Source organism: Pseudomonas abieticivorans, assembly GCF_023509015.1.
Taxonomy (GTDB): Bacteria; Pseudomonadota; Gammaproteobacteria; order Pseudomonadales; family Pseudomonadaceae; genus Aquipseudomonas; species Aquipseudomonas abieticivorans.
The window spans coordinates 5,929,735-5,944,246 of sequence record NZ_CP094975.1 but is presented as its reverse complement, the minus strand read 5'-3'; the positions used below and the strand labels follow the sequence as shown (position 1 = coordinate 5,944,246).

At 63.3% G+C, this 14,512-nt stretch carries 12 protein-coding genes; 9 read left to right on the top strand and 3 right to left on the bottom strand.

All coding sequences use genetic code 11. The annotated features are described in order from the left end of the window. Positions 1-14 precede the first annotated feature (14 nt). From prpF to L9B60_RS27025, 4 genes are all read left to right on the top strand, one after another. Positions 15-1,205 carry a 2-methylaconitate cis-trans isomerase PrpF gene (gene prpF, locus L9B60_RS27040; RefSeq protein ID WP_249674034.1) on the top strand — a complete coding sequence of 397 codons (1,191 nt, stop codon included), beginning with the start codon at positions 15-17 and terminating at the stop codon, positions 1,203-1,205. Between the two features lie 858 nt (positions 1,206-2,063). Then, the gene (locus L9B60_RS27035) at positions 2,064-2,738 is read left to right on the top strand and encodes a type 1 glutamine amidotransferase domain-containing protein (RefSeq protein WP_249674033.1); all 675 of its coding nucleotides are present in this window, start codon (positions 2,064-2,066) and stop codon (positions 2,736-2,738) included. Positions 2,739-2,943: 205 nt separating this feature from the next. Next, positions 2,944-3,501: a TetR/AcrR family transcriptional regulator gene (locus tag L9B60_RS27030; RefSeq protein ID WP_249674032.1), complete on the top strand. Its 558-nt coding sequence runs from the start codon at positions 2,944-2,946 to the stop codon at positions 3,499-3,501. Between the two features lie 21 nt (positions 3,502-3,522). Beyond that, the gene (locus L9B60_RS27025) at positions 3,523-4,002 is read left to right on the top strand and encodes a nuclear transport factor 2 family protein (RefSeq protein ID WP_249674031.1); all 480 of its coding nucleotides are present in this window, start codon (positions 3,523-3,525) and stop codon (positions 4,000-4,002) included. Positions 4,003-4,005: 3 nt separating this feature from the next. On the opposite strand, the gene L9B60_RS27020 is transcribed toward L9B60_RS27025, so the two are convergent. Next, positions 4,006-4,665: a ribonuclease T2 family protein gene (locus L9B60_RS27020; protein ID WP_438866022.1), complete on the bottom strand. Its 660-nt coding sequence runs from the start codon at positions 4,663-4,665 to the stop codon at positions 4,006-4,008. 151 nt (positions 4,666-4,816) lie between these two features. On the opposite strand from L9B60_RS27020, the gene L9B60_RS27015 reads away from it, so the two are divergent. From L9B60_RS27015 to L9B60_RS27005, 3 genes are read left to right on the top strand one after another with little or no spacing between them, the layout of a single operon-like run. After that, positions 4,817-6,508 (top strand): AMP-binding protein, encoded by a 1,692-nt coding sequence (locus L9B60_RS27015; protein ID WP_249674030.1) that lies wholly within the window; start codon positions 4,817-4,819, stop codon positions 6,506-6,508. Then, positions 6,505-9,762: a carboxyl transferase domain-containing protein gene (locus L9B60_RS27010; protein WP_249674029.1), complete on the top strand. Its 3,258-nt coding sequence runs from the start codon at positions 6,505-6,507 to the stop codon at positions 9,760-9,762. The genes L9B60_RS27015 and L9B60_RS27010 overlap by 4 nt, the downstream gene beginning before the upstream one ends. 45 nt (positions 9,763-9,807) lie before the next feature. After that, positions 9,808-10,863: a permease gene (locus L9B60_RS27005; protein WP_249674028.1), complete on the top strand. Its 1,056-nt coding sequence runs from the start codon at positions 9,808-9,810 to the stop codon at positions 10,861-10,863. Here L9B60_RS27005 and mnmH read toward each other — a convergent pair. Together mnmH and selD are read right to left on the bottom strand one after the other, a co-directional pair. Continuing rightward, positions 10,860-11,963 (bottom strand): tRNA 2-selenouridine(34) synthase MnmH, encoded by a 1,104-nt coding sequence (mnmH, locus tag L9B60_RS27000; RefSeq protein ID WP_249674027.1) that lies wholly within the window; start codon positions 11,961-11,963, stop codon positions 10,860-10,862. The genes L9B60_RS27005 and mnmH overlap by 4 nt on opposite strands. After that, positions 11,963-12,997 carry a selenide, water dikinase SelD gene (selD, locus tag L9B60_RS26995; RefSeq protein WP_249674026.1) on the bottom strand — a complete coding sequence of 345 codons (1,035 nt, stop codon included), beginning with the start codon at positions 12,995-12,997 and terminating at the stop codon, positions 11,963-11,965. Before selD ends, mnmH begins: the two co-directional genes overlap by 1 nt. 126 nt (positions 12,998-13,123) lie before the next feature. On the opposite strand from selD, the gene L9B60_RS26990 reads away from it, so the two are divergent. Continuing rightward, entirely contained in the window at positions 13,124-13,408 is a 285-nt protein-coding gene (locus L9B60_RS26990) for a hypothetical protein (protein ID WP_249674025.1), read from the top strand. An 87-nt stretch (positions 13,409-13,495) separates the two neighbouring features. Then, complete coding sequence (locus L9B60_RS26985; RefSeq protein ID WP_249674024.1) at positions 13,496-14,152, top strand: ATPase; 657 nt, start codon at positions 13,496-13,498, stop codon at positions 14,150-14,152. Positions 14,153-14,512 lie beyond the last annotated feature (360 nt).

Genomic DNA, 14,512 nt, shown 5'->3' with positions numbered 1-14,512 from the left:
GGGGAAGTACCTACATGGCTCACGTAGCGCAAATCAAGATCCCCGCCACTTACATGCGCGGCGGCACCAGCAAGGGTGTGTTCTTCAACCTGCAGGACCTGCCCGAAGCGGCCCGGCAGCCGGGCCCGGCCCGCGATGCCTTGCTGTTGCGGGTGATCGGCAGCCCAGACCCGTACGGCAAACAGATCGACGGCATGGGCGGCGCCACCTCCAGCACCAGCAAGACGGTGATCCTGGCCCGCAGCACCCGCCCTGAACATGACGTGGACTACCTGTTTGGCCAGGTGTCCATCGATTCGGCGTTCATCGACTGGAGCGGTAACTGCGGCAACCTGTCGGCGGCCGTCGGTTCCTTTGCGGTCAGCAACGGCCTGGTGCCGGCCGATCGCGTGCCCCACGACGGCATCGCCGTGGTGCGCGTGTGGCAAGCCAACATCGGCAAGACCATCATCGCCCATGTGCCCATCACGGGCGGCCAGGTGCAGGAAACCGGCGACTTCGAGCTCGATGGCGTGACCTTCCCGGCCGCCGAAGTGCAGTTGGAATTCATGGACCCGGCCGCCGAGGAAGAAGGCGGTGGCGGCTCGATGTTCCCCACCGGCAACCTGGTCGACGACCTGGAGGTACCGGGTGTCGGCACCTTCAAGGCGACGATGATCAACGCCGGCATCCCGACCATCTTCGTCAACGCCGCCGACATCGGCTACACCGGCACGGAGCTGCAAGATGCCATCAACAGCGACGAAAAAGCCCTGGCTCGCTTCGAAACCATTCGGGCCTACGGCGCCTTGCGCATGGGCCTGATCCAGGACCTGGGCGAGGCCGCCAAACGCCAGCACACGCCCAAGGTCGCCTTCGTCGCGCCGCCGGCCGCTTACACCGCCTCCAGCGGCAAGGCGGTCGGTGCCAATGACATCGACCTGCTGGTGCGTGCCTTGTCCATGGGCAAATTGCACCACGCCATGATGGGCACCGCCGCCGTCGCCATCGGCACCGCGGCCGCCATCCCCGGCACCCTGGTCAACCTCGCCGCCGGCGGTGGCGAACGCAGCGCCGTGCGCTTCGGCCACCCCTCCGGCACCTTGCGCGTGGGCGCGCAGGCCAACCGGGTGGACGGTGAATGGACCGTGGTCAAAGCCATCATGAGCCGCAGTGCAAGGGTGTTGATGGAGGGGTGGGTGCGGGTGCCGGGGGATGTGGTCTAGGCCCACAGCTTAATCTAGAAACTGAAGATCGTCTCCCTGAATGAAGGCGCGAACTGCTGGTTGTGGGTTCGCTAGCCGCTTGAAGACCTCCGTGACAAGTTCGACGTCTTCAAGTTCTTTAAGATGGTAATTTTGTCATCTACAATAGTGCTGGAGCCGCTCTCTGACAGTCTAAAACTACTGGACTTACTGGGGCGTATGTTCAATTCTAATCAAATGGTGGATTTGGAGTGGTTCACGAGCAATTGGTTTGGGCAAGGTCTGGATTTGTACCAGAAGTTCGACGCCTAAGGGTGGCACCTAAGGGCCGCTACGAGGCTGTATGGGACAAATTCTATACACTCCCTCGGGGCATAAGATTTTAAGATCAACACCTTGGCATTAACCAGCCACGCTACGATTCAATGTAACTAGTTTAATTTGTACATCCTGGAAGATTGGGAGGATCCATATAGCAGCGATAGCTTTTTGGCTCAGATGGCGATATTCCATATCCATCTGAGCCTCCTTCCCTGGGGCTATATTCCACACTAAAAACGCCACAACCTCCCAGCAAAAAAACGCCCACACATAAAAAATATAATCTTCTCATCGTATACTCAATGCTAGATATTTCGTGAATAATACACTCGCCGGCACCACTATTGATGCCAGCTCTTTCCGGCTGATGCGAAAGAATCTTCCTACAAAACAACTTTTCTCTAATTTTTAAATCCTTAAAAAAACACTTGAAGCGGCACAATAATGAAAGTCGTAGGCTAACGATTGGCTGAGTAACGAGAGATCGAATTAAGCGACTGGCGGCCTGTCCTATCCCTCGTACGCTGCTCATTCATCCCCTTTCAGGAGCCACCTGCCATGAAGATTCTGATGATCCTCACCTCCCACGACCAACTCGGGGATACCGGCAAGAAAACCGGGTTCTGGCTGGAAGAGTTCGCCGCGCCCTACTTTACCTTCAAGGATGCCGGTGCCCAGTTGACCCTGGCTTCGCCCAAGGGTGGCCAGCCGCCGCTGGACCCCAAGAGCGACGAACCGGATGCGCAAACCGCCGCCACCGAGCGCTTTGCCAAGGACGCGGCCGCGCAACAGGCCTTGGCCCATACCGTGCCGTTGGCGGGGCTTAAGGCCGACGATTTTGATGCAGTGTTCTACCCCGGCGGCCATGGGCCGCTGTGGGACCTGGCCAATGACGCCCATTCCATTGCCCTGATAGAGGCGTTTTACGCTGCCGGCAAACCGGTGGCTGCGGTGTGCCATGCGCCGGGCGTGTTGAAAAACGTGAAGACAGCCGATGGCCAACTCCTGGTCAAAGGCAAGAAAGTCACCGGCTTTACCAACAGTGAAGAGGCTGCGGTGCAATTGACCGATGTCGTGCCTTTCCTGGTGGAAGATGCGCTCAAGGCCAACGGTGGCCTGTATTCCAAGGCCGCGGATTGGGCCGTGTACGTGCAGGTGGACGGGCACTTGATCACCGGGCAGAACCCGGCCTCCTCAGAGGCGGCGGCAGAGGCGTTGCTCAAGCAGCTTTAAGGTCACGGCGACGCTTTCGCGGATAAATCCGCTCCTACCGGGTTGTGTAGCGGCGGATTGCGCAATGGCGTGTAGGAGCGGATTTATCCGCGAAGCAGCAACGCGGTTACCACCCGAGCCACCGCAGCCCGCGCCTACCGCCTCAGCGCAATTGAACAGTAAATTCCACTTGCACCAGGAGAACGATCGTTCTACCTTGTGATGCATGACTAGACAGCCCACCACAGACCCCCGCGAAACCCTCCTCGACACCGCCGAGGCGTTGATCTATCAACACGGCATCCACGCCACCGGCATGGACCTGTTGGTGAAAACCAGCGGTGTGTCGCGCAAAACCCTCTACCGCTATTTCGCCAGTAAAGAGGCACTTACCGCCGCCGCCCTGCGCCGCCGCGATGGGCGCTGGATGCTGTGGTTCGAAACCCAGGTCAACCAGGCCCCTAACCCGGCCGAGCGCCTGCTTGCGCTGTTCGACGTGTTGGGCGGCTGGTTTGCAAGCGAGGGCTTTCGCGGCTGCGCCTTTATCAATACCGCCGGTGAAATAGGCGACCCAAACGACCCGATTCGCCAGGTGGCCCGCGAGCACAAACAAAAGCTGCAGGACTTCGTGCAGGCCCTGTGCCGTGCCCATGACGCCACCGACCCGCAGGCCCTGGCGCGCCAGTTGTTGATCCTGATTGACGGCGCCATCACCGTTGCCCGCGTGATGGGCGACTTGGGCGCGGCTGACCAGGCGCGCCTTGTGGCACAACGCTTACTCTGAACCTCACCTGGAGATACCCCTATGCCCGCAAACGCCGAGATCCGTGCGCCCCTGCCGCCCTTCACCCGTGAATCAGCCATCGAGAAAATCCGCCTGGCCGAAGACGGCTGGAACAGCCGCGACCCCGAGCGGGTGGCCTTGGCCTACTCGCTGGACACCCGCTGGCGCAACCGCGCCGAGTTCGTCAGCAATCGCGAACAAGCCCGCGACTTCCTGGCACGCAAATGGGCCAAGGAGTTGGACTACCGGCTGATCAAGGAGCTATGGGCCTTCACCGACAACCGCATTGCCGTGCGCTACGCCTACGAATGGCACGACGATTCGGGCAACTGGTTCCGCTCCTATGGCAACGAAAACTGGCAGTTCGACGAAAACGGCCTGATGACCGAGCGCCACGCCTGCATCAACGACCTGCCGATCAAGGCTACCGAGCGCAAATACCACTGGCCGCTGGGCCGCCGCCCGGACGATCATCCCGGGCTGTCTGATCTGGGCCTGTGACCCTCAACGAATCCCCGGCACCCGCACCTTGCCCGCCCGGCACTGGCCCTTGACGCCCTTGCCGCAGGCGGCAAACGCCAGGTCCTTGGCCAGGCACACGCGCACTTCGGCAAGTTCCGGCCCGTTGCAGGTCACCACGATGCCGTCTTCGGGCAGCCCCGGGTTGCTCTGGCGAAACAGCTGGGCGATGTCATCGGCGTCAAAATAATGCGCGGTGGTGGACGGTTGCAACGCCGCCGGAACCTTGACCAGGCCCAAGGCCTTGTCGGCGGTGCGCAGGTAACCGTCGGCACCCAGCCCCGTGCAGGTGCCGTGTTTTTTCCATTCATGCTCAAGCAACCCGGCCGTGGGGAACAGCGTGCGGCCCAGGCTGCGTTGCTCGCGGGACAACGGCTGGGCCTGCCCGCAATCCTGAGGCCAGCCGCCTTTGGCGTATTGCGGCCACAGCCCATGCAGCACGAAGCCGTAACCCTTGCCGCTGCACTGCTCGTTGTCCGGGTGGCTGAGGCAGAAGGTCGGTGACCACGACAGGGTCAACAGGTAGTAATCGAACCCGCCGCCGCTGGCCACCGACGGCGCGTGGCTGCGGCCACCTTGCTGGTTGAACCAGGCGCCTGCCAGGGCCAGCACCAGTAACAGCGCGATGAGGTGAGTCTTTTTCACGTGGCGGTCGTCCTGATCGAATGCAACCGGCGTTTTAGCACAATGCGCGATCAATCGGCGCACATTCATGCAGCTAATGGCGCTGCGTTCACGCGACACAAGGCCCTAAGCTCAGGCCATCCGCTTCTTCAAAAACAATAACGAGGCCGACATGGACGAGCACGCCTACCTGCAGGCATTGCGTACCCTCCAACAACACGCCTGGCCGCCCGGCGTTCCTCGCGACCCCTGTTACCCCCTGGGTGAGCGCCCGCTCAGCGAGTACCTGCGCCATTGGGCACAGGTTGCGCCACAGCGGGTGGCGCTGCATTTCTACGGCCACATCACTACCTTCGCCGAGCTGGATCGGCTGAGCGACCGCTGCGCCGCGCTGCTTCAGGAACTGGGCGTGGGCCCCGGCCAGCGGGTGGCAGTGATGCTGCCCAACTGCCCACAACTGCACATCATCTTCTACGCCATTTTGAAGCTCAATGCCGTGCATGCGCCGGTCAGCCCCATGGCCAAGGGCCTGGAACTGGCCTATCAGCTTAAAGATTGCGCTGCAGAGGTGATCCTCTGCTTCGATCAACTGCTGCCCTTGGTGCGTCAGGTGCAGGCCCAGACGGCGCTGCACACCCTGATCTCCACCAGCCTGAGCGAACTGTGCCCCGCCCAGCCGACCCTTCCAGTGCCCGACCTGCTGCGCATGCCCCGCCAACCGGCCGACGATGCGCTGGATTTCTACCCGGCACTGGCGGCCTGTCGCAGCCCCGCACCCACGGCAGCCCCGCACCTGGATGACATCGCCGCGTTGAACTACACCGGCGGCACCACCGGCCTGCCCAAGGGCTGCATCCACACCCATCGCGACATGCTCTACACCTGCGCCAGCTTCGTGCCCACGGCGTTAGGCTGCGATCAATCGAGCGTGGCCTTGAATTTTTTACCCGAGTTCTGGATCGCCGGGGAAAACTCCGGTCTGCTGTTCCCGGTATTCAGCGGGTGCAGCCTGGTGCTGCTGGCCCGCTGGGACGCCCTCACCTTCATCAGCGCGGTGCAGCATTATCAGGTGACGCACAGCGGCATGTTGGTGGACAGCATCGCCGAGGTACTGGACTACCCGCAGGTGCACACCTTCGATTTCAGCTCCCTGCAGCGCATCGGCGCGATCTCCTTCATCAAGAAACTCACCTGTGGCTATCGCCAGCGCTGGCAGCAATTGACCGGTTGCACGCTGTTTGAATTCAGCTTCGGCATGACTGAAACCCACACCTGCGACACCTTCACCTACGGCCTGCAAACCGACGACTTCGATTTGCGCGCGCAACCGACCTTCGTCGGCCTGCCCGTGCCGGGCACCGAGTTCAAGGTGTGCGATTTCGACAGCGGCGAACTGTTGCCCCTGGGCAGTACCGGGGAGCTGTGCCTGCGTTCCCCTTCCCTGCTCAAGGGCTACTGGCAACGCCCGACCGAGAGCGCCGATGCCCTGCGTGGCGGCTGGTTGCACACTGGCGACCTCGGTGAAATCACCGCCCAGGGCTTTATCCGCTACCTGGGCCGGCGCAAGGAGATGCTCAAGGTCAATGGCATGAGCGTGTTCCCCAGCGAACTGGAAGCGCTGTTGGGCCAGCACCCGGCTATCCAGGCCAGCGCGGTGCTGGCCCGGGCCGATGCGCAGAAAGGCCAGGTACCCGTGGCCTTCATCGTGCTCAAACCCGGCAGCGATACCACGCCTGCCCAGTTGCATGCCTGGTGCAGCGAGGCCATGGCGGCTTACAAAGTGCCGCAATTGCGCCTGATGGACAGCTTGCCGATGACCCCCACCGGCAAAGTCAAAAAACAAGAACTGGAAGCCCTGCTGTGAACCGACCTGTACAGACCTTGCTGATCGCCAACCGCGGCGAAATCGCCATCCGCATCGCCCGCACGGCAGCCGAAATGGGCATCACCAGCGTGGCCGTGTATGCCGAAGACGATGGCGACTGCCTGCACCTGCGCAAGGCCGACCACGCCGTGGCACTCAAGGGCCGGGGCGCTGCGGCCTACCTGGACCCGGCGCAATTGGTTGAAATCGCCTTGGCCAACGGCTGCGATGCCGTGCACCCCGGTTACGGCTTTCTCAGCGAAAACGCCGAATTTGCCCAAGCCTGTACGGCGGCGGGGCTGACCTTTGTCGGCCCCGATGCCGAGGTGCTTCGCACCTTTGGTGACAAGGCCCGGGCGCGTAAACTGGCCATCGAGCTAGGCATACCGGTGGCCGTTGGCAGCGGCCAGGCCACCACCCTGGAGCAAGCGCAGACGTTGTTGCGCCAAGGGCCGATCATGCTCAAGGCCCTGGCCGGCGGCGGTGGTCGTGGCATGCGCGCGGTGTATGAGGTGGCAGAGCTGGCCGCAGCGTTCGAGCGCTGCCAGGCCGAAGCGCTGGCCGCGTTCGGCAAAAACGCCCTCTACGTGGAGCGGTTGATCCAGAAGGCCCGGCACATCGAGGTGCAAGTGCTCGGCGACGGCCAAACCGTCAGCCACCTGTGGGAGCGTGACTGCACCTTGCAGCGCCAGCACCAAAAGCTCATCGAGATCGCCCCGGCGCCCGGCCTGCACCCGCGCCTGGCACCGCGCATTCGCGAGGCAGCCCTGCAATTGGCGCAACAGGTGGGCTATCGCGGCATCGGCACCTTCGAGTTCCTGGTCGACGATGAAGGCGACTTCGTGTTCATGGAAGCCAACCCGCGCATCCAGGTCGAGCACACCGTCACCGAAGCCATCACCGGCGTCGACCTGGTGCAGGTGCAACTGCGCCTGGCCGGTGGTGCCCGGCTGGGTGACCTGGGCTTGGCCACGCCGCCTGCGGCCCGCGGCCTGGCGCTGCAAATGCGTATCAACCTGGAGCAGATGCAGCCCGACGGCAGTGCCCGCGCCAGCAGTGGCGTGATCAGCGTGTACGAACCGCCCAGTGGGCTGGGTATCCGGGTCGACGGCTATGGCTACAGTGGCTATGCCACGGTGCCTGCGTATGACTCGCTGCTGGCCAAGCTGATTGTGCAGGCCGACGACTACCCCACCTTGCTGCGCCGCGCTTACCGGGCGCTGTGCGAGTTTCGCCTGGAAGGCGTGCGCAGCAACATCGGCTTTTTGCAGAACCTGCTGCAGCGCCCGGAACTGCCAAACCGTGAGCTGGACACGCGTTTTATCGAGCGGCACATCGTCGAACTGTTGGCGCCCCCGCCGGCAGCGCACCCGCAGTTGCTGCCCGCCAGCAGCAGCGGCCCCGCGACGCTGGCGCCAGAAGCCCAGGCGCCCCACGGTTGCCTGACGCTGGTGGCACCCAGCCAGGGCGTGTTGGTGCAATGGGAAGTTGCGCCTGGGGCGCCAGTGGCCGTGGGCCAAGCCGTGGCGGTGCTGGAAGCGATGAAGATGCAGTTCGTGGTCAAGGCCCAGGCCAGCGGTGTGGTTCACTCCCTGGCCGTGGCGGCCGGCGACAGCCTGTACGAAGGTGCGGCGCTGTTGTTCCTGGAGCCTGCCGAGGTTCAGGGCACGGCGTTTGCCAGTGAGGAGGCTTTGGACCTGGCACATATCCGTGCCGACCTTGCCGAAGTGCTCGAGCGTCACGCCGTGACCACAGACCAACGCAGGCCCCAGGCGGTGGCCAAGCGGCGCAAGACCGGCCAGCGCACCACCCGGGAAAACCTTGATGACCTGCTGGATGCCGACAGTTTCATCGAATACGGCAACCTGGCGCTGGCGGCGCAACGACGTCGGCGCAGTGAAGAGGAACTGATCGAGCTGAGCCCGGCCGACGGCCTGGTGGGTGGCATCGGCACGGTCAACGGCGCGCAGTTCGGCAGCCAAACCGCGCGCTGCATGGCCATCGCCTATGACTACACGGTGTTCGCTGGCACCCAGGGCATGATCAACCACAAGAAAACCGATCGCCTGCTGGGCCTGGCCGAACAGTGGAAGCTGCCCGTGGTGCTGTTCGCCGAGGGCGGTGGCGGGCGCCCCGGCGACAGCGATTTCGTCGGCGTGGCGGGCCTGGACTGCCACACCTTTATTGCCATGGCGCGCCTGGCTCGCCAGGTGCCGTTGGTGGGCATTGCCTCGGGCCGGTGCTTTGCCGGCAATGCGGCGTTACTGGGGTGTTGCCACGTAATCATCGCCACGCGTAACGCCAGTATCGGCATGGCCGGGCCGGCCATGATCGAAGGTGGTGGCCTGGGCCGTTTCAGCGCCGAAGAGGTGGGCCCCACCTCGGTGCAGTCGCCCAACGGCGTGATTGATGTGCTGGTGGACGATGAAGCCCAAGCGGTGGCCGTGGCCAAGCAGTACCTGGGTTATTTCCAGGGCCCGCTCAAGGACTGGACATGCGCCGATCAACGGGCCTTGCGCCACGTGATCCCGCAGAACCGCCTGCGCGTGTATGACATCCGCCAACTGATCGATACCTTGGCCGATGAAGGCTCGGTGCTGGAATTGCGCGGTGCCTTTGCCCCGGGCTTGATCACGGCGTTGATCCGCATCGAAGGTAGACCGATCGGTCTTATCGCCAACAACCCCCAGCACCTAGGGGGCGCCATTGATGCGGCAGCCGGAGACAAGGCCGCACGCTTCATGCAGTTGTGCGAAGCCTTCGGCCTGCCGTTGCTGTCGTTGTGCGACACCCCGGGCTTTATGGTCGGCCCCCAGGCCGAACAGCAGGCCACCGTGCGCCATGTGTCGCGCATGTTTGTCACCGCGGCCAGCCTGAGCGTGCCGTTTTTCACCGTGGTGCTGCGCAAGGGCTACGGCCTGGGCGCGCAGGCCATGGCGGCAGGCAGCTTCCATTCGCCGCTGTTTACCATCGCCTGGCCCAGCGCCGAGTTTGGTGCCATGGGCCTGGAGGGCGCGGTGCGGCTGGGCTACGCCAAGGAGTTGGCAGCCATTGAAGACCCTGCCGCGCGCCAGCAGTTGTTCGAAAAAATGGTGGCCAAGGCTTACCGCAACGGCAAGGCGATCAACATGGCCAGCTACCTGGAAATCGATGCGGTGATCGACCCCCAGGACACCCGCAGCTGGTTGCTGCGCGGGTTGAACGCGGCAGGTACCCCGGCTCGCAAATCTGCCGGTTTCGTCGATACTTGGTAAACACCGTATGATGCCGGCCACTTTACACCCAACGGGTACCTCGCCATGTCCACGCTCGCCCCCACTGTCCAGCCTCGCGGCTGGGCGTTCTGGTTCAAACCGCTGGCTTTCTTACTGGTGGCGGTCATCGGCCTGTACTACGTGAAGTGGTCGCCCTACTACCTCAAGTCCTTCATCGCCGCTGGCAGCCACAGCATTGGCGGCTCGATCATCGACGATCATCAGGTGGCCCCGCTGTCGGCGGCGCTGGCCTATGCCCAGGTGTACTTCCTGGCCATCTGGAAAGCCGCCGTGCTGGCGGTGATATTGGGCTCCCTGGTGCAAGTGCTGATCCCGCGTGACTGGCTGCTGCGGGTGTTCGGCAAGGCGGGCGTGGGCTCTACCTTGCGCGGCGGGCTGTTCGCCCTGCCCGGCATGATGTGCAGTTGCTGCGCAGCGCCAGTGGCGGCGGGCCTGCGCAAGCAGCAGGTGTCGGTGGGCGCGGCGCTGGCCTTCTGGATCGCCAACCCGGTGCTTAACCCTGCCACCATCATCTTCATGGGGTTTGTGCTGGGCTGGCAGTTCAGTGCGCTGCGGATCATTGCCGGGGTCATCCTGGTGATCGGCGTGTCGTTGTTCGCCGAACGCATCGCCAAGCCGCAAACGCTGCCCGAAGCTGCTGTCGAAGCCGTTGAAATCGTCACCAGCCCAGACGACAGTGGCTGGTTTGCACGCTGGATGAAAACCCTCTGGCAGTTGTTCTGGACCACCATCCCAATCTACGTGCTGGCGGTATTGGTGCTGGGCGCAGCCCGCGTGTGGCTGTTTCCGCATGTGGATGGCGCCATGGGCAACAGCCTGCTGTGGCTGGTCCCGCTGGCCGTCGTCGGCACGCTGTTCGTGATCCCCACGGCGGCGGAAATCCCGATCGTGCAAACCCTGATGGCCTTGGGCCTGGGCACGGCGCCGGCCGTGGCCCTGCTGATGACCCTGCCCAGTGTGAGCCTGCCGTCGCTGCTGATGCTGCGCAAGTCCTTCGACAGTCGGGTACTGGTCAGCGTGGCGTTGCTGACCATGGTGGTGGGCATTATCAGTGGCTTGATCGGCGCCGCGGTGCTTTAACCGCGCTGCTGGCGGTCGCGAAGGTAGCCGATGACAGCGGCGCGATCGCCGGCAAACTCGATGCGCTCGCGCTTGGCATCGCGCTGGTAGGCGTACATCGGGTCGTAGTACTCGCCCAGCAGCCCACTGATCCATTCCCGATGGCCGTCTATTTCGCCGCTGCGTGATTGTGCCAGCAAGGCGTTGTCCATGGCGTGCGCCAGGCGCTGGTAGCGCTCGCCACCCAGGCGTTTGACGATGGCCGCCAGGCTCTGCTGCAGCCGATCGGCAAACCGCTCAAAGCCCTGCTCCTGGCCATGCACCGCAACGAACTCGGCGCGCAGGTCCACCACGTAATCCTTGAGGATGCGTTCCACCCGGCTGTCCAGGCTGTCTTGCAACCAGACCATGGGCGTTGCCTGCATCTTGCGGAACATCGACAACGGCACCGCCAGGCTACCGACCGCGCGGCCTTCGTCTTCCAGAACAAATTGCCGGTGGCCCGCAGCGCGCTTTTTCAGCACGTCCACGGCCAGGTTGTTCTCAAAGCTGATCTGCGAAGGTTGCGCGGTGGCATGCCGGCCAAAGCTTGAGCCACGATGGTTGGCGTGGCCTTCCAGGTCCAGGTTGTTGGGCAGTTGCGCGAGCACTTCGGTCTTGCCACTGCCGGTCAGGCCGCCGACCAAGACGAAATCGCACTGCGTGACGGCCTGTTCGATCTGTTCGAGCAAAAAGCTGCGCAGCGCCTTGTAGCCACCACTGATGCGCGGGAACTCGATGCCTGCCTCGCTTTTGAGCCATTGCTGGGTGATTTGCGAGCGCAGGCCGCCGCGAAAGCAGTACAGGTAGCCATCGGGGTGTTGCCGCGCAAATGCAGCCCACTGTTCGATGCGCGCCTGCTTGAGCTCGCCCGAGACCAGGCGGTGACCCAACTCGATGGCCGCCTGCTGGCCCTGCTGCTTGTAGCAGGTGCCGACCTTTTCCCGCTCGCTGTCGTTCATCAGCGGGCGGTTGATGGCGTGGGCAAACGCGCCCTTGTCGAACTCCACCGGCGCTCGCACATCCATCAATGGCCGGTCGTTGAGAAACACCTCTGTGAAATCGACGGCGTTATCGCGCATCACATCACCTCGACAGCGTGTTGCTGTCGCGCAACCAGCTCGCCAATCGGCTCGAGGGCCAGGCCCAGTTCGCCCGCCAGTTGGCGAAACGCCGCATCGCCTTGGGGCTCGACGGCAATCAGCAGCCCGCCGCTGGTTTGCGGGTCGCACAGCAGTAGCTTGTTCGGCTCGCTCAATGCGCCGATGCGCTCGCCGTAGCTTTCATAGTTGCGGTGGGTACCGCCGGGCACGCAGCCCTGTTCGATGTAATAGTCCACGCTGGGCAGGCGCGGCACGGCGCCGGCGTTCAGGCGCGCGGTCAAGCCGCTGCCGTCGGCCATTTCAACCAAGTGCCCGAGCAGGCCGAAGCCGGTCACGTCAGTCATCGCCTTCACCCCCTCCAAGCGCGCAAAGCGGCTGCCGGGCTTGTTCAGGGTGCACATCTGGTCGCGGGCCACGCCGACATCGGCCTCGCGCAACAGGCCCTTTTTCTCGGCGGTGGTCAGCACGCCAATGCCCAGCGGCTTGGTCAGGTACAGCTGGCAGCCTTGGGTAGCGGTGTCGTTGCGCTTCATGTGGCGCTTATCGACCAGGCCCGTCACGGCCAGGCCGAAAATGGGTTCCGGGGCATCGATGGAGTGCCCGCCGGCCAGGGGAATACCGGCCTCGTCACACACGGCGCGGCCGCCACGGATCACTTCACGGGCGATTTCCGGGGCCAGCACATTCACCGGCCAGCCCAGGATGGCAATGGCCATGATCGGGTCGCCGCCCATGGCGTAGATGTCGCTGATGGCATTGGTGGCGGCAATGCGGCCGAAATCATAGGGGTCGTCGACGATCGGCATGAAAAAGTCGGTGGTCGAGACCACACCGCGTTCTTCATCGATGGCGTACACCGCCGCGTCGTCGCGCGAGGCATTGCCGACCCACAGGTTGGGGTCCAGGTTCTGTGCGCCGCTGCCGGCGAGGATCACTTCCAGCACCTTGGGCGAAATCTTGCAGCCGCAGCCAGCGCCGTGGCTGTACTGGGTAAGGCGGACGGGCTCATTCATGGGTCGATCTCTTTCAGGCAAGGCTGCAAGTCTAACAGAGCCCCCGCCGTGCCACCGAACGCACACCTTTGTCCGCTGTCCAAATAGATGTCTGCGAGGTGACTCGCGTCCAAATAAGAGAAGACTATGGTTACCCATTACAGTGTCTCCGGCCACCTGGCTTGCGGCCGCCACGGCGACAACCTCGCCGCCAGCGCCGAACTGAACCAGGTCAAGTGCCACAACTGCCGCAACACCGATGCCTACAAGCAGGCCCGCCGCGACCAGCGCAACGCCTCGCGCCGCGCCGCCCGCAAGGCCCGTTCCAGCCATCCGGCCGGTAACTGGCGCGACGCCTGGCAGCAACGCCTGGCCCAGATGCCTGGGCGCCAGCGCCTGCCACGCGGCTTTGCCGGCCAGGCGTTCGTCTAGACTGGCTAGAGGGGTGGAGTCATCCGCCCCTGCTCTCTGGACGATTGAACCCGATGGATCTCTTGATCATTTCTTGAGACACACACCATGAACCCCAACCTGCTCGCCGTGGCCATCGCTTCGTTGATGATCACCGGTTGCTCCATCCCGACTGCACCGCACTCCGACCTTTCCCAAGCCGAGTATTTCAACCAGTCCCCCACCCGCTCCAGCCAGGCCCGTGTGCCCGCAGGCCAGCAGGTCAGCCTGGGGGTGGTCTATACCCAGGGTGCGCGTATCAACCACCAGTACCTGGCAGACTATAACGCCCAGGCGGGCACTGGATTTGGCCAGAGCCTGTTGATCCAGCCGATCCACGACGCCTACGTGGCCACCTCGCAGCCGGGCCTGGCCAACGCGGCGATCATGCGGTCGTTGCAGGCGCAGTTCGGCCGGGTGACGGTGTATGAGTCGCCCCAGGCGCTGAAAGCCGCGCGCCCGGATGTGATCGCGATGGTGGATACCCGCAGCCAGTTGATCACGCCGCGGGCCAGCGATGTGCAGTCTGACGTGACGGTGCAGTTTTATGACCGTGACATGCATTACATTGCCACGGTGCAGGGGCACGACCAGAAGAGCTTTCGTCCCGTGTGGGCGGGGGCGCGGACCACGGATGAGTACGTGAGTGAGATTCGGCAGCAGCAGGATGTGCAGGTGAGTGCGTTGCAGCGGTTTGATGTAGCGTTGAGGTCAGTGGTCAAGTAGGCCGTTGGCACCAAGGCGCACGCCCCTCACCAGCGTGCAATCTGCTTGTGATCTTGATCTGCTTTTGATCTTGATCTTGATCTTGATCTTGATCTGCTCTTGATCTGCTCTTGATCTTGATCTTGATCTGCTCTTGATCTTGATCTTGATTGTATGCCCCGTAAAGCGCCCGGGCCGACTGGAGGCGTCGCTCAAGGGGCGGCCCGCAGGGCCCGAGGCGCAGCCGAGGAAGACGGCAGCCGGCAAGCTTCTATAGCCGGTGCCGTCTGCCCCTTGAGCGACGCCGGAAGGAGGGGACCCGCAGCGCAGCGGAGGGCCCAAGCAGGGGCAAGCCTTTTTTGCTTACTTTTTGTGGCGTTT

Excerpts from the sequence above, each read along its gene's own strand:
- prpF (WP_249674034.1), top strand. The coding sequence starts at position 15 with ATGGCTCACGTAGCGCAAATCAAGATCCCCGCCACTTACATGCGCGGC.
- L9B60_RS27035 (WP_249674033.1), top strand. The coding sequence starts at position 2,064 with ATGAAGATTCTGATGATCCTCACCTCCCACGACCAACTCGGGGATACC.
- L9B60_RS27030 (WP_249674032.1), top strand. The coding sequence starts at position 2,944 with ATGACTAGACAGCCCACCACAGACCCCCGCGAAACCCTCCTCGACACC.
- L9B60_RS27025 (WP_249674031.1), top strand. The coding sequence starts at position 3,523 with ATGCCCGCAAACGCCGAGATCCGTGCGCCCCTGCCGCCCTTCACCCGT.
- L9B60_RS27015 (WP_249674030.1), top strand. The coding sequence starts at position 4,817 with ATGGACGAGCACGCCTACCTGCAGGCATTGCGTACCCTCCAACAACAC.
- L9B60_RS27005 (WP_249674028.1), top strand. The coding sequence starts at position 9,808 with ATGTCCACGCTCGCCCCCACTGTCCAGCCTCGCGGCTGGGCGTTCTGG.
- mnmH (WP_249674027.1), bottom strand. The coding sequence starts at position 11,963 with ATGCGCGATAACGCCGTCGATTTCACAGAGGTGTTTCTCAACGACCGG.
- selD (WP_249674026.1), bottom strand. The coding sequence starts at position 12,997 with ATGAATGAGCCCGTCCGCCTTACCCAGTACAGCCACGGCGCTGGCTGC.
- L9B60_RS26990 (WP_249674025.1), top strand. The coding sequence starts at position 13,124 with ATGGTTACCCATTACAGTGTCTCCGGCCACCTGGCTTGCGGCCGCCAC.
- L9B60_RS26985 (WP_249674024.1), top strand. The coding sequence starts at position 13,496 with ATGAACCCCAACCTGCTCGCCGTGGCCATCGCTTCGTTGATGATCACC.